The sequence below is a fragment of the Streptomyces sp. NPDC017979 genome, assembly GCF_044328175.1.
Lineage (GTDB): Bacteria > Actinomycetota > Actinomycetes > Streptomycetales > Streptomycetaceae > Streptomyces.
Window position 1 is genome coordinate 40,246 of sequence record NZ_JBIRGU010000018.1, and the last position, 16,690, is coordinate 56,935.

Sequence of the window (16,690 nt, forward strand, 5' to 3'; positions counted from 1 at the left end):
GGGCTTGTCGTGTGGATCCCGCCCGATCCGTTCGACGCGTCCAGGGCAAAGCAGCGGCACGACGGGCGACGCATGACCCGGAACGGGAATCTTTACGGCCGACCGGACGTTGACCGGATGACGACGACAGCGACACCTGTCCTGTGGGCGACAAGCCCGGGAGGCACGATTCATGAGTGAGCGAGCTCTCCGCGGCACGCGACTCGTGGTTACCAGCTACGAGACGGACCGCGGCATCGATCTGGCCCCGCGCCAGGCGGTGGAGTACGCATGCCAGAACGGACATCGGTTTGAGATGCCGTTCTCGGTGGAGGCGGAAATTCCGCCGGAGTGGGAGTGCAAGGCGTGCGGCGCCCAGGCACTCCTGGTGGACGGCGAGGGCCCTGAGGAGAAGAAGGCCAAGCCCGCGAGGACGCACTGGGACATGCTCATGGAGCGGCGCACCCGCGAGGAGTTGGAGGAGGTGCTGGCCGAGCGGCTGGCCGTCCTGCGCTCCGGCGCGATGAACATCGCGGTGCATCCGAGGGACAGCCGGAAGTCCGCCTAGGACCTCCTAGGTACGGGCACCGGGTCGCTTGCGGCCCGGTCAGGCCGGCGCCTTCCCGCGCAGAGCGCGCGGACGGCACCAACGGCACCAAACGAAGAGGGCCGGGGCACACACTGTGTGCCCCGGCCCTCTTCGTCATGTCAGCGCAGGGGACGGGGGCTGGCTGCTGTTGCGCTGCGCACGGTCAACAGCAGCCGGCTCCTCCTCGTCACCGCCCGCCCGTCACTGCCCGGGGTTGCCGTCCGGGCGGATGACCTTGCCCTCGATGATCCTCGGCTCCTGGCCCGCGCCCGGTCCAGCGCCCTGGCCGGGCCCGGCGCCCCGGGCCGACGGGTCCGGGTGGATGACCTCGCCCGGGACGACCTTGCCGTCGGGGCGGTGCATCCGCGCCTGGTTGAACGCGTCACCGAGGGTGCCCGGCGCCGCCGCCTTGATGCGCCGCTCCAAGGAGCGCTCGACGGCCTTGCTCAGGAAGGTGCGGACGGGCGGTACGAGCAGGACGAGTCCCACCGCGTCCGAGATCAGCCCGGGGATCATGATCAGACCCCCCGCGAGCATCAGGAAGCCGTTGCCGTTGGCCCCGCTCTCCGGCGCCTCGCCGCGCTGCTGCCGCTGGAGCGTCTCCACCAGGTTGCGGTAGGCGTTGCGGCCGGCGCGCTTGATGATCGTGCCGCCGAGGACCGCCCCCGCGATCAGCAGGGCGAGGACGGCCAGCGCGCCGAGCTCGGCGCCGACGAGGATCAGCACCCAGATCTCCAGGGCCAGCCAGACGGCGAGGCCGATCGGGATGAGGCTGCGGACGCGCGAGCGCTTGGGGGGCAGTGAGCCGGTCGTCATGCTCCCAGTGTGCCTGGGCGCCCGCCGAAGCGGCACGGGCGGGTGATCATCAAGCGCCACGGCGGACGTGCGGCACCGGCCCCGTCAGACCGGCGGACGGCCCCGGAAACGGTTCGCCCGGTCCGAGAGCCCCCAGCCGGCGACCCGCCACAGCGCCTCCACGGCGATGTCCCGGTTCATCTTGGAGTCGCCCAGCTCCCGCTCGACGAAGGTGATCGGCACCTCCACCACGTGGTACCCGAGGGCCACCGCGCGGCGCGCGAGGTCGACCTGGAAGCAGTAGCCCTGGGACGACACCTCGCCGAGCCCGAGGCCGCGCAGCGTCTCGGCGCGGAAGGCGCGGTAGCCGCCGGTGACGTCGCGGATGGACAGGCCGAGGAAGAGCCGGGAGTAGGTGCTGCCGCCCCGGGAGATGAACTCCCGGTACTTGGGCCAGTTCACGACCCGACCGCCGGGCACCCAGCGCGAGCCGAGCACCAGGTCGGCGCCCTTGAGCGCGGTGAGCAGCCGGGGCAACTCCTCGGGCTGGTGGGAGCCGTCGGCGTCCATCTCGATCAGCACGCCGTAGTCGCGTTCCAGCCCCCAGTCGAAGCCCGCGAGGTAGGCGGCGCCCAGCCCTTCCTTGCCCTTGCGGTGCAGGACGTGGACCTGCTCGTCCTCCGCCGCGAGTCCGTCGGCGAGCTTCCCGGTGCCGTCGGGGCTGTTGTCGTCGGCGACGAGCACGTCCGCGTCGGGTACCGCGGCACGGACCCGGGAGACGATCTTCTTGATGTTCTCGGCCTCGTTGTAGGTCGGGATGATCACCAAGGCTCGGCCGAGCGGACCGTACCGCCTCTGGGCCTCGCGGTCCTTAGCGCCGTCGTTCACTGCTGCCCCTTCATGTCGTGCACAGGGCCCCACCTTAGCGATCGTCGGAGCGATCGCAGGGCACCCGGGAGGGACGGCACGGGTCCGGGGTGTCGTGGGCGCCGGGAACGAGGCGGTCGGGCGGGGGCTGGGGCGCTTCTGATGGATCGGGCTGGATCAGGTGGGGCCCCCACGCCCGCAGGGCGTAGGGGGAGGGGTCTGGTGCCGTGGATCTCCCCCCGTGCCCGAACGGCTACGGGGGAGAGGCGTGGTGCCGGGGCACGCGAGCCCAGCAAGATCCATCAGAAGCGCCCCAGGGCCTGTCTTACGGATCGGGGACCGGCGTCCTTCGGGCCGACCTGGGATCCGCTGGCTGCGGATCGACCGAGAGCCGTTGTCTACTGAACGCCGGGCCCCCATCCGGGTCACACCTGCCGATCGGCTGAAACCTTCCCTCGCCCCCGAGGCGCGGACGCTGGACCTGGCTCCCAGTGGCAGTGCTCCGGTGCGGTGCACTGCCCCCTGACCCAGCGGCGTCGACGACTTGCGTGGAGGTCCTGCCGGTCGGACGTCCTGTGGTGGACTCGGCCGAACCTACCCGCCCGTGGGCGCTCCATGTCAACAGTCGTGCGATCTGCGCGGTTTGCCCAATTCGCCCGACCGGTACCGAAGATCCGCAGGTCGCGGCTGAGCCTTCGGGCACCGGTCGACGGAGCGAAATGTCCGCACGTCACCCGATCAGGCGATCAAAGACGGTGCGCCCTGCGACCACCGTGCGCAGGCAGCGCGGGAGTTCGCCACCGGGGGTGAGGTCGGGCAACCCCGGAGTGCCCGAGCGCGGGTCGGTGGACCAACGGGCGACCCGGTCGTCCGGGGCCTGGACGACCAGGTCACCGGCGCTCCAGACGGCGTAGTCCGCGGGCGCGCCGGGCACCAGGACGCCCGCGTCGTCGCGCCCGATCGCCCGCCAGCCGCCGCGGGTGTGGGCGGTGAAGGCCGCCCGTACGGACACCCGGTGCTCGGGGGTGCGGTGGAAGGCCGCCGCCCGGACCGTGCCCCAGGGGTCCAGCGGGGTGACGGGGCTGTCGGAGCCGAAGGCGAGCGGCACTCCGGCGCGCAGCAGTGCCGCGTACGGGTTGAGGGTGCGGGCCCGCTCGACGCCCAGGCGTTCGGCGTACATGCCCTCGTCCCCGCCCCAGGCGGCGTCGAAGGCGGGTTGCACGGAGGCGGTGAGTCCGAGGTCGGCGAAGGCGGCGATGTGCTCGGGGGTGAGCATTTCGGCGTGCTCGACCCGGTGCCGGGCGGCGCGCACCCGGGCCGTGCCGAGCGTCTCTGCGGCCGACCGCACCCCGGCCACCACCGCGCTCAGGGCGGCGTCGCCGATGGCGTGGAAGCCGGCCTGGAGTCCGGCTTCGGTGCAGGCGGTGACGTGGGCGGCGATCTCGGGCACGTCCAGGTGACGGACGCCCGTGTGGTCGGCGTCGGCGTACGGGGCATGCAGACAGGCGGTGTGGGAGCCCAGCGAGCCGTCGACGAACAGGTCGCCCGCCGCACCGACGGCGCCGAGGTCGCGGATGCGCCGGGCGTCCTTTGCATCCGCGATCCGTTCGGCCCAGTAGCCGACGACGCGGGGGCCGGGGTGGGACTCGGCGAGGGCCAACAGACCGGTGAAGTCAGCCTCGTCGGAGATCTCCGGCCCGCCGCACTCGTGCAGGGTGCCGATGCCGAGGGAGGCTGCGCGGTCCAGCGCGGCACGTTGGGCGGCCGTGCGCTGGGCGGGGGTGACGGCGGCGTGCGCAGCGGCCCGGACCGCGTGGTGCGCGGCGCCGGTGAGCGGCGCGTCGGGGTGGTACCCCGACAGCTCGGCGACGCCCGGCACCAGGTCGAGGAGGGCAGTGGTGACGACGGCCGAGTGGACGTCGACCCGGGGCAGATAGAGCGGACGGCCTCCGGTCGCCTCGTCCAACTCCGCGCGGGAGGGCGGCCGGCGCTCCGGCCAGCGAGCCGCGTCCCAGCCGCCGCCGAGCAGCACCGCGTCGTCCGGACGCGCCTCAGCGTGCCGCCGCACGAGCGCCAGGGCTTCGGTCACGGTGCGCGCGGCGGCGAGGTCGAGGCCGGTGAGCGCGAGCCCGGTGGAGGTCGTGTGCACATGTGCATCGGTGAACGCGGGGGTGACGAGCGCACCGTCGAGGTCGACGACGTCGTCGGCCGCGGCGGCGAAGGCGTCCGCGGCGCCCTCGGACCCGACCCAGGCGACGTGTCCCCGTTCGACCACCATCGCGGTGGCGAAGGGGTCGGCGGGGCTGTGGACTTCTCCCCCGCGCAACAGGACGGTGCGGTTCTCGTCGCCGGCGGGGGCGGTGCTCTCGGTCATGCGACCAGGTTAGGTCGCGCCTTCGCCGCCCCCGGGCCCGCCCTGGGCTCCCGCGCGGGGCGACGCCTAGGGTGCGCCCTTGATGCGCGGCGGACGGGCCTCGTAGGGGGTGGAGAGGACGACGGTGGTGCGGGTGGAGACGCCGGAGAGGGAGCGGATGCGGGTGAGCAGGTTCTCCAGCTCCACCGGCGCGGCGACGCGCACCTTGAGGATGTAGTTCTCGTCGCCGGCGACGCTGTGGCACGCCTCGATCTCCGGGACGCCCGCGAGGCGTTCGGCGATGTCGTCGGGGGCGCTGGGGTCGAAGGGCTTGACCGAGATGAACGCGGTCAGCGGCAGCCCCACCGCCTCCGGGTCGACCACGGCCGCGTAGCCGCGGATGACTCCGCGCTGTTCCAGCCGGCGGACGCGCTGGTGCACCGCCGAGGTGGACAGCCCGGTGGCCTTGCCCAGGTCGGTGTAGCTCATCCGCCCGTCCTTGACCAGCAACTCAACGATCTGACGATCCAGCTCCTCCATGCGGATCAACTTAATTGCCGACGGGCCTTCCAGCACACCCGTACGCCGCGCCGAACGCATCGAAGGCGTTCGTGTGACCAACGCCACATACCCTGAGGGGTGTCCGTCGTGACCGGACGGTTATCCGGGGGGCCCATGGGGAAGTGCTTGCTGTGGTCGAGGCCACATGAGCCGGGTTGGCCCACCTGAGGGGGAGTACTCCATGCAGAGCGTCAAGAAGAGCGTCCGCACCGAACCGGAGCCTGTTGATCCGGCGGAGTCTGCGAGGTCTGCCGAATTGGACGAGCCGAGCGCCTACGACACCTTCGACATGTACCGGGTCGTCTGCCCGGACTGCGCGCAGCCAATCGCCCTCCTCGCCGAGGAGGACGTGCTTCCGGAGCACGCCCTGTGCCCCACCCCCTGGAACCCCTTCGGGCTCACCGTCTGCTCGGGCACCGGGCGCCCGGCGACCCAGGCCCGCCCCGCCGACGAGACGATGGAGCCCCAGGAGCAGGGCATGGGGCTGCTGTTGACGCTGCCTCAGGGGCTGGACTGGCGCATGCAGCCGTTCTCCCACGTCGGGGGACCCGGCTCGCGCCCGCGGCGGTTCCCGCCGATGCGTCACCGCGCGGCCTGAGGGCGCGCAGGGCCGGCCGGACGCAGCGGCCCCACGATCGAACGGCACGCGGAAGGGGGCCGGGCTGACTGCCCGACCCCCTTTGTTTCTGCCGGTTGTCGTCCGCCGGCGGAAGGCGCCCCCACGCGGCCCGGGTCGGGTCAGCGGGACTCGGGGCCCAGCAGGTGGCGGGCGATCACCATCCGCTGGATCTGGTTGGTGCCCTCCACGATCTGGAGGACCTTGGCCTCGCGCAGATAGCGCTCCGCGGGGAAGTCCGCGGTGTAGCCGTAGCCGCCGAGCACCTGCACCGCGTCCGTCGTGACGCTCATCGCCGCGTCCGTGCAGAACAGCTTGGCCATCGCGGCCTGCTTCGAGAAGGGCCGACCGGCGTCCCGCAGCCGGGCCGCGGTCAGGTACAGCGCCCGCCCCGCCTCCACCTTGGTGGCCATGTCTGCGAGGAGGAACCGCAGCCCCTGGAAGTCCGCGACGGGCCGGCCGAACTGCTGCCGCCCCGCGGCGTAGCGCACCGCCTCGTCCAGCGCCGCCTGGGCGACGCCGACCGCGCAGGCGGCGATGCCGAGCCGACCGGTGTCCAGCGCCCCGAGCGCGATGCCGAAACCCTGTCCCTCGTCGCCGATGCGCCGGCCGTCGGGGACCCGTACGCCGTCGAAGTGGATCTGGGCGGTGGGCGAGCCCTTCATGCCCATCTTCTTCTCCGGCGCGGCGGGGGCCAGCCCCTCGGCGTCGCCGGGGACCAGGAAGGCGGTGATGCCCCGGGGCCCGTCCTGGCCGGTGCGGGCGAAGACGGTGTAGAAGTCGGCGACGCCGCCGTGGGTGATCCACGCCTTGGTGCCGGTCAGCACCCAGTCGTCGCCGTCGCGCACGGCGCGGGTGCGCAGGGACGCCGCGTCGGAGCCGGAGGAGGGCTCGGAGAGGCAGTACGCGCCGAGGAGCCCGCCGCCGAGCATCGCGGGCAGGTGCTCGGCCCGCTGCTCCTTCGTGCCGTAGCCGGCCAGGGCGTGGCAGGACAGCGAGTGGACGCTGACGCCGAGGCCCACGGTCAGCCGGGCGGCGGCGAGTTCCTCCAGGACCTGGAGGTACACCTCGTACGGCTGGTCACCGCCGCCGTACTCGGCCGCGTAGGGCAGTCCGAGGAGCCCCGACTCGGAGAGCAGGGCGAAGGTGTCCCGGGGGAAGCGGCCGCTGTCCTCCTCCTCGGCGGCCCGGGGGACGATCTCCCGCTGGGCGATGTCTCGCACCAGGGCGATCAGGTCCCTGGCCTCCTCGGTCGGCAGCTCACGTTCCACCGGCTGCGGGGCGCGGTCGGGCATTGCGGCACTCTCCTCCCTGTCGGGCGATGCGGGTCGCGCGCCCCATGGGTGGGTGCACGCGGCACCGGTTTTTCTGCCACGCCGATGCTGCCCTTCCGGATCGCGAAACGGCTGCACGGCTGTGTCGGCGCGTCGAGTATGCCCGATCTTCGTACCCGCGTCACCAGGGGAAAGAACCCTCCCGATGGCCCGACGGCGCCCCGTGGCCCCGGCACCCCGGGTGCCGGCCCCGCCGGCGCTCAGTGGATGTTGAAGGCCGCCAGCGCCTTGCGCTGGGCCGGCGTGGGGCGCTCGGGCCAGAAGAGGTAGCAGATGCCGCCGGTGCCGGACACCACCCGACCGCTGGCGTTGTACCGCTTGGTCCGCAGCCAGATGTTCTCCCACTCGCGGCGGCGGTAGACGCGGCGCACGGCCTCGTTGTGGTCGGACGCCGGGTCGTTGGCGATCACGTCCCCGTCCGGCGTGAAGCCGATGACCGTCATCAGGTGGCCGGCCGTGCCGTAGCCCGCGCCCGTCAGCTCCTCCTTGCGGAAGGACTGCGAGGTGATCGCCGGTATCCCCACCCGGATCAGCCGCTCCAGGTCCGTGAGCGAGGCGAGCCGGGTCACCACGGCGTTCATGCCGGGGTAGGTGGCCGCGTAGGCCGCGTTGAAGGGCCAGTTCCCGCAGCCCTGGTACTGGTAGTCGTAGGTCTGCCGGGCCGCGTGGCACACCTGGGGGTCGTCGAAGGCCGGGTTCACCCAGGCCAGGTCGTCGGCGGTGGGCTTGCGCCCCCAGTACTCGACGATCATCTGTGACGAGGTCGGGCTGCACCACGCCTCGCCGCCGTTGTCGTACTCCGGGTACCGACCGATGTGGATGTTCTGCGAGTAGCGCGGCACGGCCAACTCGCGCGCCGGGCCCGGCTCGGACGCCGGCACGGTGAAGCGGTCCGGCACGTCCGACGCCATCGCGCCCAGCCGCCACACCGTGGGCGTCGGACGGGTGCCGGGCCTGCGGTACAGCGTCAGGCGCAGCCGGTACGCGGCCAGCCGCAGCCCGCTCGCCGCGTCGTTCACGGAGAAGGTGTCGGTCCAGATGCTCGACCTGCCGTCGGTCTGGTCGTCGACCGAGGTGCGCCGGATGTCGCCGTCGCCGGCCGCCCAGCGGCCCATGACGTACCAGGGGGTGCGGGTGCCGTCCGAGTAGGTGCCGCCGAGCTCGACCTGGATCCAGGTGCCGGCGGGGGTGTGCGCGTTCCACGAGGCCACCACCTCGGTCGCCGGCACCGCGGAGCGGTGCTCGGGCGAGGTCCAGGTGGCGTACTCGTAGCGCTCGGTCCGCCCGGTGTGCGGATCAGTGTGGTCCAGCACGCCCACGGCCCGGTCGATCACCACCCCGGGGCGCTGGCCGGGTGCGGCGCGGGTGCCCTCGGCGGCGCCGCAGCGCCAGTCGGTGTAAGAGGTCCAGAAACGGTTGTCCACGGTCCGGGTGGTCCTCACGGGCGCATCGGGAACGTCGGTCGGGTCGGACGCGGCGACCGCCGGGACGGCGGTGGAGGTGGACAGCGCCCCGGCTCCGGCCGCCGCGGCGATCGCCGCGCCCAGCACGGACCTGCGCGAAGTGGCTCTGGCCATGGAACCCCCAAGTCGAGTGCGCCCAGTGGATGGCGCGGGCCGCCGCCCGCGGGTCGGCACGGCTCTCGCGGGCCGCGCCGGAGGCCACTATCACCCCTGCTCGCCGTTTGGGCCAGCGCTCGGGCCCTGCGTCGTACGACCAATATTGGTCTGGTCCACTGGCGCCCGGGCTGCCTTCCGTGCCAGGTCGGGCGACGGGTGCCGCACCCACGGGCGGCTGCGGGCGGGCCCCCGTAGGGTGGTGGTGTGGACGATGTGGACCGACTCGCCGGGTCGCTGTACGCGGGGCCGCCCTCCTGCGGGCCGGTGCGCCTGGTCGCGGTCGACGGGCACGCCGGCTCGGGCAAGAGCACCTTCGCCGCGCGGCTCGCCGCCGTGCTCGGCGGGGAGGTGCCGGTGCTGCACCTCGACGACCTCGCCAGTCACGAGGCGTACTTCGACTGGACCGGCCGGGTGCTCGCCCAGGTCGTCGATCCGCTGTCGCGGGGCGTCACGGCGCACTACGAGCCGTACGACTGGGTGGCGCGGCACTTCGCCCCGGCGCGGGAGCTGCCGGCCGCCCCCGTGGTGCTGATCGAGGGGGTGGGCGCGGGCCGCGGCGCGCTCCGCCCGCACCTGGCCCGGCTGTTGTGGATGGAGCGCTCGCCCGAGGACTCGTGGCTACGGGGCCGGCAACGGGACGGAATCGGCCTTTCGGCCTTCTGGGACAGCTGGACCGTGGCCGAGACCCAACACTTCCTGGCCGATCCTTCGCGCCCGTTCGCTGATGCACTGGTTCAGGAGTGCCCCGAGGGGTACGAGGTGCACCCGGGGCCGATGGCGACCGCATGAGCGCGTCGGATCATCACATAGAGTGACGCGCTCCACCGGTCAGCGCCCCGCGTCGGGAATCCGCCTCATCAGTGCCCGAACTCCGCTTGACCCGGGGGGTGTCCAGGTCTTACGTTCTCAATGTGCGGCTTTTCGAAGCTGCCGCAGACGCGAAGCCCCCGGTTGTTCCCCCGTGATCGGGGGCTTCGTTCTGCCTTCCCGGCGCCGCCGCCGGCCGCCACTCCTAACCCTCGGTCACCGTCGCCGGATCACTCCCCGGTGGCCTTAAACCAGGCGTCCCCCCGCAGGTACGATGCCCTTCGGTGGGGCCTCGGCCGGGCCAATTCCCGTCCGCGACAAGGTGGTTTACGTCGGTGTACTTGTGGGGGACCTGATGGACATCGGCACGCAGGGCGGCACCGCCCCGGCCGACCTCGCCTGGGTGCGCGGCGTCGACGCGTACACCATGGGGGCCTATCCGCAGGCCGAAGAGGAGTTCCGCACCGCCGTACGGCTCGACCCCGGGATGGCCGACGGCTGGCTCGGGCTCCACGCCCTGCGGGTGGACACCGCGAACGCCCTGCTCCGGATGTTCCGGGCCCGGGACCGCTTCGGCGAACAGCGCCACCGCCACCGCCGCACCCTGAACTCCTGGTACTGGCTCGGCTGGTGGGTCCAACCGGTCCTGGAGAGCCCCCGCGACCTGCTGCTCGCCCACGCCTCCCACTGGCTCGACGGCCGCCACGTCCCGGAGCTGGACCGGGCCCTCGCCGGACTGCCGCCGATCGACACCGATCCACAGGTCCGCTTTCTGCACGCCTGCCGCGCCTACCTCGTCAAGGACTGGGAACAACTCGTCCGCCACACCGAGCAGTTGGTGCACGATCCGCTGCTGGGGATCGAGGCCGGGCTCTTCGCCGGGATGGCGCGGGTGCGCCTGGAGATGTACGGGCAGGCGGAACCGATGTTGGCGACCGCCCTGATGCGGTGCCGCAGCGAACAGCCGCAGCGCAAGGAATTGCGGTACTGGCTGGCCCGCGCCCACGAGGGCACCGGCCGGACCGCGGCGGCCCTGCCGCTGTACCGCGCGGTGCACCGCATCGACCCGGCGTTCATGGACACCGCGGCCCGGCTCGCCGCGATCGCGGAGTTCGACGGCCTGGACGGGGTGGACGCCGTCGTCGGCTACGACGCGGCGGGCCTCGCGGTCAGCCTCGCCGGCTACGGCGGCCAGGAGGCGGCGGAGGTCGAGGCGGAGGGGCCGACGGCGACGGAGCTGCGGCCCGGCGGGGACCCGGCGTCCCCGCTCGATCCGACCGCCCCGCCCGACGTGTCGACCCAGCCGCCCGGCGCGGGCCCCGGCGCGGTGCCCGAGGCGATCCGGCGCCGCGAGTCCGCTTCGTCCCCCGGCTCTCCCCCGCCCTTCCCCGCCGGCCCCACCGATCCCGTGCTGCTCGCCCAGGCGCTGGCCGAGTTGGAGCGCATGGTCGGGATGGATCCGGTCAAACGCCAGGTCAAGGCGTTGTCGGCGCAGCTGGAGATGGCGCGGCTACGGGCCAGCCAGGGCCTGCCCGTACAGCCCCCGAAGCGCCACTTCGTCTTCTCCGGCCCCTCCGGCACCGGCAAGACCACGGTCGCACGGATACTCGGCCGGGTCTTCTACGCACTGGGGCTGCTCGGCGGCGACCACCTGGTGGAGGCGCAACGCGCCGACCTGGTGGGCGAGTTCCTCGGGCAGACCGCGGTGAAGGCCAACGACCTGATCAACTCGGCGCTCGGCGGGGTCCTCTTCGTCGACGAGGCGTACAGCCTGTCCAACTCCGGTTACGCCAAGGGCGACGCGTACGGCGACGAGGCGCTCCAGGTCCTGCTCAAACGCGCCGAGGACAGCCGCGACCAACTCGTGGTCATCCTCGCCGGATATCCCGAGGGGATGGATCGGCTCCTGACCGCCAACCCCGGGCTGACCTCCCGCTTCGCCACCCGGGTCGACTTCCCCTCCTACCGTCCGCTGGAGCTGACCGCGATCGGCGAAGTGCTGGCCGCGGAGAACGGCGACGGCTGGGACGAGGAGTCGATCGAGGAGTTGCGCTCCATCTGCGGCCACGTGGTCGACCAGCGCTGGATCGACGAGTTGGGCAACGGCCGCTTCCTGCGCACGCTCTACGAGAAGAGCTGCGCCTACCGCGACCTGCGGCTCTCCGGCTACCCCGGCACGCCGACCCGGGAGGACCTGTCGACCCTGCGGCTGCCCGATCTGATGCAGGCGTACGGGGAGGTCCTGTCGGGCCGCGGCCCCCTGGAGCGCGGCCCGCAGGACCCGCCGTCGCCCTGACGACCGGGTTCCGGCAGGTCAGACGGCTCAAGCTGGGTTCGAAGTGCTCCGGGACTCGGCCAGCGCGCGCAGCGCACGGGCGTCGGCGACGGCCTTGCGCTGCGCGATGCCCGGCTGGATGCCGAGCGCCGGCAGGCTGGTGCCGTCGCTGAGGTCGAGATAGACCCAGGGGTCGCCGGGACGCAGGTTCACCCGCAGGATCTCGGCCCACGCCAGCCGGCGCACCCGCGTGATGTTGACGACCGTGACCCCGTCCTCGTCCGCGACGACCTTGGGCCGGGCGAGCAGGTAGAGCACGAAGAGGAAGAGGCCGGCGGTGACGACGAAGCTGGCCCGCTCCCCCGCGCTCAGCCGGTCGAGGGTGAGCCCGACGGCACTGATCACGGTGAACATGACCGTGCCGACGCACAGCAGCACGACGCGGGTGCGGCCGGGGCGGAAGGTGACGGGGAGCGCGGGGGATCCGGGCTGGTGCGTGGACATGGTTCGGATGGTCCTCAGAGCCGGCAGGCGTGGATGGCGGTGGTGAGGATGGCGCGGGCGCCCAACTCGTACAGGTCGTCCATGACCCGCTGGGCGTCCTTGGCCTCGACCATCGAGCGGACGGCCACCCAGCCCTCGTGGTGCAGCGGGGAGATGGTGGGCGATTCGAGGCCGGGGGTCAGGGCGACGGCCTGCTCCAGGTGCTCGACCCGGCAGTCGTAGTCCATCATCACGTAGCTGCGGGCGACCAGGACGCCCTGGAGGCGGCGGAGGAACTGCTGCACCTTGGGGTCCTCCGGCTCCGCGCCGGTACGCCGGATGACGATCGCCTCGGAGGTCATGATCGGCTCGCCGACGATCTCCAGGCCCGCGTTGCGCAGGGAGGTCCCGGTCTCGACGACGTCCGCGATGACCTGGGCGACGCCCAGCTCGATCGCGGTCTCCACGGCCCCGTCGAGGTGGACGACGGAGGCGTCGATCCCCTGCTCGGCGAGGTGCTTGGCGACGACGCCCTCGTACGAGGTGGCGACGGTCATGCCGGTGAAGTCCTGCACGCCGCCCGCAGTGCCGGGGCGGGTGGCGTAGCGGAAGGTGGAGCGGGCGAAGCCGAGCTGGAGGATCTCCTCGGCGTTCGCCCCGGAGTCCAGCAGCAGGTCACGGCCGGTGATGCCGATGTCGAGCCGGCCGGAGCTGACGTAGATCGCGATGTCGCGCGGGCGGAGGTAGAAGAACTCGACCTCGTTCTCGGGGTCCACGAGCACCAGCTCTTTGGACTCCTTGCGCTGTTGGTAGCCGGCCTCATGGAGCATCGCCGCCGCAGGCCCGGACAGTGAACCCTTGTTGGGGACGGCGATGCGCAACATGAGTGATCGGCTTCCTTCTGTGATCTACGGATGCGTGCTGGGCGGTTCGGTGCTGAATTCGGCGCGGACGTGCGGTCGGGAGGGATCCGGCGGGAACGGTCGGTCGGGACGGCTCAGAGGTGGGAGTAGACGTCGTCGAGGGAGATCCCGCGCGCCACCATCATCACCTGGACGTGGTAGAGGAGCTGCGAGATCTCTTCCGCGGCGGCTTCCTTGCTCTCGTACTCGGCGGCCATCCACACCTCGGCGGCCTCCTCCACGACCTTCTTGCCGATGGCGTGGACGCCCTTGTCGACCAGTTCGGCGGTGCGGGAGGTGGCGGGGTCGCCGGTCTCCGCCTTGAGCTGGAGCTCGGCGAAGAGTTCTTCGAAACTTTTGCGGGTCGTGTTCGCCATGATGGTCTCAGGGTACGGGGTCCGGGCGGCCCGCTCAGCGCCAGGGCTCGCTCACGGAGCGCAGCGTCGCCGCGGTGGCGACGGCGGCGGTCACCGCCTCGTGCCCCTTGTCCTCGCGGGAGCCCTCGATGCCGGCCCGGTCCAGGGCCTGCTCCTCGGTGTCGCAGGTGAGCACCCCGAAGCCGATGGGGACTCCGGTGTCCACGGAGACCTGGGTCAGCCCCTGGGTGACGCCCTGGCAGACGTATTCGAAGTGCGGGGTGCCGCCGCGGATGACGACGCCGAGGGCGACGACGGCGTCGTAGCCGCGGCCGGCGAGGACCTTGGCGACCACGGGCAGCTCGAAGCTGCCGGGGACGCGCAGCAGCGTCGGCTCGTCGATGCCCAGTTCGCGCAGGGCCCGCAGGGCGCCTTCGACGAGGCCGTCCATCACCTTTTCGTGCCACTGGGCGGCGACCACGGCGACGCGCAGGTCCCCGCAGTTACGTACGGACAGTTCGGGTGCGCCCTTGCCGCTCACGCTTCTCCTCGGTGCAGGTGGTGGGTGGAGCTCGGTTGGTCGGGATGGTGGCCGGTGGTGCCGGGCGGTGTCTACTGGTTGCTGCAGGCGGAGACCGCGCCGGGGTCGAGCCAGGGCAGGTCGTGCCCCATCCGGTCGCGCTTGGTCCGCAGGTAGCGCAGGTTGTGCTCGCCCGCCTGGAGCGGCATCGGCACGCGGCCGTGCACGGTCAGGCCGTGCTCCTCCAGCGCGCTGATCTTGTCGGGGTTGTTGGTCATCAGCCGAAGGCCGCGCACCCCGAGGTCGGCGAGGATCCGGGCGCCGGCCGCGTAGTCGCGGGCGTCGGCGGGCAGCCCGAGTTCCAAGTTGGCGTCGAGGGTGTCCCGGCCGCGCTCTTGGAGTTCGTACGCGCGCAGCTTGGACATCAGTCCGATGCCGCGGCCCTCGTGGCCGCGGAGGTACACCACGACGCCCCGGCCCGCTTCGACGATGCGCCGCATGGACTCCTGGAGCTGGGGTCCGCAGTCGCAGCGCAGGGAGTGGAAGATGTCGCCGGTCAGGCACTCGGAGTGGATGCGCACCAGTACGTCGTCGCTGCCGCCGTCGCCGAGGTCGCCGTGGACGAGGGCGACGTGCTCGACGCCGTCGCGGGTGGAGCGGTAGCCGTAGGCGGTGAACCGGCCGAAGGCGGTGGGCAGGTCGACGGCGGCCTCGCGCCGCACGGTGGGCTCCGAGGCGCGGCGGTAGGCGATCAGGTCCTCGATGGAGATGATCGTCAGGCCGTGCTTGCGGGCGAAGGGGATCAGCTCCGGCAGCCGCAGCATCACCCCGTCCTCGCCGGCGATCTCCACGATCGCGCCGGCGGGGCGCAGCCCGGCGAGCCGGGCGAGGTCGACCGCGGCTTCGGTGTGGCCGTTGCGGGTGAGCACTCCCCCGGGCTTGGCCCGCAGCGGGAAGACGTGTCCCGGGCGGACGAAGTCGGCCGGTCCTGCGGTGCCGTCGGCCAGCAGTTGCAGGGTGGTGGCGCGGTCGGCCGCGGAGATGCCGGTGGTCACGCCGTGCCGGGGCGCGGCGTCGACGGAGACGGTGAAGGCGGTCTGCATGGACTCGGTGTTCCGCTCGACCATCTGCGGGAGGTCGAGCCGGTCGAGTTCGTCGCTCTCCATGGGGGCGCAGATCAGCCCGCGGCACTCGCTCATCATGAAGGCGACGATCTCGGGGGTGGCCTTTTCGGCCGCGATGACGAGGTCGCCCTCGTTCTCGCGGTCCTCGTCGTCGACGACGACCACCGGCCGGCCGGCGGCGATGTCGTGGACGGCCTGTTCGACCGGGTCGAGGGCGAGGTCCTCGACGTTGTCGGTGGAGTACCACGTGGGGGCCGCAGTCATGCCGGTGCTCCTTCCAGGGCGGGGGTGCGCGAGCGCTGCCACCAGTCGCGCAGGCCCCACAGGACGAGGGCGAAGTAGATCACGTAGACCAGGCCGGAGAAGGCCAGGCCGCTGTTGAAGGCGAGGGGCACGCCGACGAGGTCGACGAGCAGCCAGGCGAACCAGAACTCGACGAGCCCGCGGGCCTGGGCGACCATCGCGACGAGGGTGCCGACGAAGATGTACGCGTCGGCCCAGGGACTCCAGGACAGCGAGGGGTACAGGCTGAAGAGCCCGCCGACGGCGAGGGTGCCCAGCAGCGCCCCGCCGGCGAGCGCCCCGCGCTCCTTCCAGGTGGCGAAGCGCACGGCGACGGAGCCGTCCTGCGCCCGGCGGTCGCCCCGGGTCCACTGCCGCCAGCCCCACAGGGCGAGCGCGATGACCAGGAGTTGCTTGCCGACGCCACCGCTGAGCTGGGCGGAGGAGTACGCGGCGACGAGTACGGCGCCGGACGCGAGCTGGGCGGGCCAGGTCCACACCGAGCGGCGCCAGCCGAGGGCGAGCGCGAACAGGCCGATGGAGCTGCCGATCATGTCGGACCACAGGATGTGCTGGCCGAAGGCGGTGAACGCCTCCGTGTTCAGCCAGGAGACGGCGCTCATCGATCCGTCTCCCCCGCGCGGGCGCCGAGCAGCCGCTCCACGTACTTGGCGATCACGTCGACCTCCAGGTTGACCGGGTCGCCGACCTGCTTCACGCCGAGCGTGGTCAGGGCGAGGGTGGTGGGGATGAGGCTCACGGTGAACCGGTCGTCGCCCGCGTCCACGACCGTGAGGCTGACGCCGTCGACGGTGATGGAGCCCTTCTCGACGACGTAGCGGGCGAGCGGTGCGGGGAGCGCGACCTCGACGACCTCCCAGTGCTCGGAGGGGGTCCGGGCGGTGATGGTGCCGACGCCGTCGACGTGGCCCTGGACGATGTGGCCGCCCAGGCGTCCGCCGACGGGGGTCGGGCGCTCCAGGTTGACGCGCCCGCCGACGGCGAGGGCGCCGAGGCTGGAGCGCTTCAGGGTCTCGGCCATCACGTCGGCGGTGAACTCGCCGTCGGCCGTCTCGACGACCGTGAGGCAGACGCCGTTGACGGCGATGGAGTCGCCGTGCCGGGCGCCTTCGGTGACGAGGGGGCCGCGCAGGCGGAAGCGGGAGGCGTCGCCGAGGTCCTCGACGGCGGTGACTTCGCCCAGCTCTTCGACGATTCCGGTGAACAC

At 72.4% G+C, this 16,690-nt stretch carries 17 protein-coding genes; 4 read left to right on the forward strand and 13 right to left on the reverse strand.

All coding sequences use genetic code 11. The annotated features are described in order from the left end of the window. Nucleotides 1-172 precede the first annotated feature (172 nt). The gene (locus tag ACH4E8_RS32150; protein ID WP_361541020.1) at nucleotides 173-547 is read left to right on the forward strand and encodes an RNA polymerase-binding protein RbpA; all 375 of its coding nucleotides are present in this window, start codon (nucleotides 173-175) and stop codon (nucleotides 545-547) included. A 222-nt stretch (nucleotides 548-769) separates the two neighbouring features. On the opposite strand, the gene fxsA is transcribed toward ACH4E8_RS32150, so the two are convergent. The 4 genes from fxsA to ACH4E8_RS32170 form a co-directional block, all read right to left on the reverse strand. Next, on the reverse strand, nucleotides 770-1,384 hold the full coding sequence (fxsA, locus tag ACH4E8_RS32155; RefSeq protein ID WP_398454972.1) for an FxsA family membrane protein: 615 nt from the start codon (nucleotides 1,382-1,384) through the stop codon (nucleotides 770-772). Between the two features lie 84 nt (nucleotides 1,385-1,468). Further along, entirely contained in the window at nucleotides 1,469-2,251 is a 783-nt protein-coding gene (locus ACH4E8_RS32160) for a polyprenol monophosphomannose synthase (protein ID WP_398454974.1), read from the reverse strand. A 709-nt stretch (nucleotides 2,252-2,960) separates the two neighbouring features. After that, the gene (locus ACH4E8_RS32165) at nucleotides 2,961-4,604 is read right to left on the reverse strand and encodes an amidohydrolase (protein WP_398454976.1); all 1,644 of its coding nucleotides are present in this window, start codon (nucleotides 4,602-4,604) and stop codon (nucleotides 2,961-2,963) included. 66 nt (nucleotides 4,605-4,670) lie between these two features. After that, nucleotides 4,671-5,123, reverse strand: coding sequence for an Lrp/AsnC family transcriptional regulator (locus tag ACH4E8_RS32170; RefSeq protein ID WP_398454978.1), 453 nt, complete (start codon nucleotides 5,121-5,123; stop codon nucleotides 4,671-4,673). Between the two features lie 202 nt (nucleotides 5,124-5,325). Here ACH4E8_RS32170 and ACH4E8_RS32175 point away from each other — a divergent pair, with 202 nt between their 5' ends. Further along, complete coding sequence (locus ACH4E8_RS32175; RefSeq protein WP_398454980.1) at nucleotides 5,326-5,742, forward strand: hypothetical protein; 417 nt, start codon at nucleotides 5,326-5,328, stop codon at nucleotides 5,740-5,742. Nucleotides 5,743-5,882: 140 nt separating this feature from the next. Here ACH4E8_RS32175 and ACH4E8_RS32180 read toward each other — a convergent pair whose 3' ends face one another. Both ACH4E8_RS32180 and ACH4E8_RS32185 read right to left on the reverse strand, forming a co-directional pair. Continuing rightward, entirely contained in the window at nucleotides 5,883-7,055 is a 1,173-nt protein-coding gene (locus tag ACH4E8_RS32180; protein ID WP_398454982.1) for an acyl-CoA dehydrogenase family protein, read from the reverse strand. A gap of 239 nt (nucleotides 7,056-7,294) precedes the next feature. After that, nucleotides 7,295-8,671, reverse strand: a complete 1,377-nt coding sequence (locus ACH4E8_RS32185; protein ID WP_398454984.1) for a peptidase C39 family protein — start codon at nucleotides 8,669-8,671, stop codon at nucleotides 7,295-7,297. A gap of 246 nt (nucleotides 8,672-8,917) precedes the next feature. On the opposite strand from ACH4E8_RS32185, the gene ACH4E8_RS32190 reads away from it, so the two are divergent. Together ACH4E8_RS32190 and ACH4E8_RS32195 are read left to right on the forward strand one after the other, a co-directional pair. Beyond that, nucleotides 8,918-9,502 carry a uridine kinase gene (locus tag ACH4E8_RS32190; protein ID WP_398454986.1) on the forward strand — a complete coding sequence of 195 codons (585 nt, stop codon included), beginning with the start codon at nucleotides 8,918-8,920 and terminating at the stop codon, nucleotides 9,500-9,502. A gap of 373 nt (nucleotides 9,503-9,875) precedes the next feature. Then, on the forward strand, nucleotides 9,876-11,816 hold the full coding sequence (locus tag ACH4E8_RS32195) for an AAA family ATPase (protein WP_398454987.1): 1,941 nt from the start codon (nucleotides 9,876-9,878) through the stop codon (nucleotides 11,814-11,816). A gap of 27 nt (nucleotides 11,817-11,843) precedes the next feature. Here ACH4E8_RS32195 and ACH4E8_RS32200 read toward each other — a convergent pair whose 3' ends face one another. The 7 genes from ACH4E8_RS32200 to ACH4E8_RS32230 form a co-directional block, all read right to left on the reverse strand. Next, the gene (locus ACH4E8_RS32200) at nucleotides 11,844-12,299 is read right to left on the reverse strand and encodes a PH domain-containing protein (RefSeq protein WP_398454989.1); all 456 of its coding nucleotides are present in this window, start codon (nucleotides 12,297-12,299) and stop codon (nucleotides 11,844-11,846) included. A gap of 14 nt (nucleotides 12,300-12,313) precedes the next feature. Continuing rightward, entirely contained in the window at nucleotides 12,314-13,162 is an 849-nt protein-coding gene (gene hisG, locus ACH4E8_RS32205; protein ID WP_398454991.1) for an ATP phosphoribosyltransferase, read from the reverse strand. Between the two features lie 113 nt (nucleotides 13,163-13,275). Then, on the reverse strand, nucleotides 13,276-13,557 hold the full coding sequence (locus ACH4E8_RS32210) for a phosphoribosyl-ATP diphosphatase (RefSeq protein ID WP_398454993.1): 282 nt from the start codon (nucleotides 13,555-13,557) through the stop codon (nucleotides 13,276-13,278). Nucleotides 13,558-13,591: 34 nt separating this feature from the next. Beyond that, nucleotides 13,592-14,077, reverse strand: a complete 486-nt coding sequence (gene ribH / locus ACH4E8_RS32215; RefSeq protein ID WP_361540981.1) for a 6,7-dimethyl-8-ribityllumazine synthase — start codon at nucleotides 14,075-14,077, stop codon at nucleotides 13,592-13,594. A gap of 71 nt (nucleotides 14,078-14,148) precedes the next feature. Then, nucleotides 14,149-15,444 (reverse strand): bifunctional 3,4-dihydroxy-2-butanone-4-phosphate synthase/GTP cyclohydrolase II, encoded by a 1,296-nt coding sequence (locus ACH4E8_RS32220; protein WP_398454995.1) that lies wholly within the window; start codon nucleotides 15,442-15,444, stop codon nucleotides 14,149-14,151. Then, the gene (locus tag ACH4E8_RS32225) at nucleotides 15,441-16,085 is read right to left on the reverse strand and encodes a nicotinamide riboside transporter PnuC (protein WP_398454997.1); all 645 of its coding nucleotides are present in this window, start codon (nucleotides 16,083-16,085) and stop codon (nucleotides 15,441-15,443) included. Before ACH4E8_RS32225 ends, ACH4E8_RS32220 begins: the two co-directional genes overlap by 4 nt. Continuing rightward, the gene (locus ACH4E8_RS32230; RefSeq protein WP_398454999.1) at nucleotides 16,082-16,690 is read right to left on the reverse strand and encodes a riboflavin synthase; all 609 of its coding nucleotides are present in this window, start codon (nucleotides 16,688-16,690) and stop codon (nucleotides 16,082-16,084) included. Before ACH4E8_RS32230 ends, ACH4E8_RS32225 begins: the two co-directional genes overlap by 4 nt.

What these genes read in the sequence shown, in the direction of transcription:
- ACH4E8_RS32200 (WP_398454989.1), bottom strand. Translation starts at nt 12,299, where the DNA reads ATGTCCACGCACCAGCCCGGATCCCCCGCGCTCCCCGTCACCTTCCGC.
- ACH4E8_RS32150 (WP_361541020.1), top strand. Translation starts at nt 173, where the DNA reads ATGAGTGAGCGAGCTCTCCGCGGCACGCGACTCGTGGTTACCAGCTAC.
- ACH4E8_RS32185 (WP_398454984.1), bottom strand. Translation starts at nt 8,671, where the DNA reads ATGGCCAGAGCCACTTCGCGCAGGTCCGTGCTGGGCGCGGCGATCGCC.
- ACH4E8_RS32225 (WP_398454997.1), bottom strand. Translation starts at nt 16,085, where the DNA reads ATGAGCGCCGTCTCCTGGCTGAACACGGAGGCGTTCACCGCCTTCGGC.
- ACH4E8_RS32210 (WP_398454993.1), bottom strand. Translation starts at nt 13,557, where the DNA reads ATGGCGAACACGACCCGCAAAAGTTTCGAAGAACTCTTCGCCGAGCTC.
- ACH4E8_RS32175 (WP_398454980.1), top strand. Translation starts at nt 5,326, where the DNA reads ATGCAGAGCGTCAAGAAGAGCGTCCGCACCGAACCGGAGCCTGTTGAT.
- ACH4E8_RS32170 (WP_398454978.1), bottom strand. Translation starts at nt 5,123, where the DNA reads ATGGAGGAGCTGGATCGTCAGATCGTTGAGTTGCTGGTCAAGGACGGG.
- hisG (WP_398454991.1), bottom strand. Translation starts at nt 13,162, where the DNA reads ATGTTGCGCATCGCCGTCCCCAACAAGGGTTCACTGTCCGGGCCTGCG.
- fxsA (WP_398454972.1), bottom strand. Translation starts at nt 1,384, where the DNA reads ATGACGACCGGCTCACTGCCCCCCAAGCGCTCGCGCGTCCGCAGCCTC.
- ACH4E8_RS32165 (WP_398454976.1), bottom strand. Translation starts at nt 4,604, where the DNA reads ATGACCGAGAGCACCGCCCCCGCCGGCGACGAGAACCGCACCGTCCTG.
- ACH4E8_RS32195 (WP_398454987.1), top strand. Translation starts at nt 9,876, where the DNA reads ATGGACATCGGCACGCAGGGCGGCACCGCCCCGGCCGACCTCGCCTGG.
- ACH4E8_RS32220 (WP_398454995.1), bottom strand. Translation starts at nt 15,444, where the DNA reads ATGACTGCGGCCCCCACGTGGTACTCCACCGACAACGTCGAGGACCTC.
- ACH4E8_RS32180 (WP_398454982.1), bottom strand. Translation starts at nt 7,055, where the DNA reads ATGCCCGACCGCGCCCCGCAGCCGGTGGAACGTGAGCTGCCGACCGAG.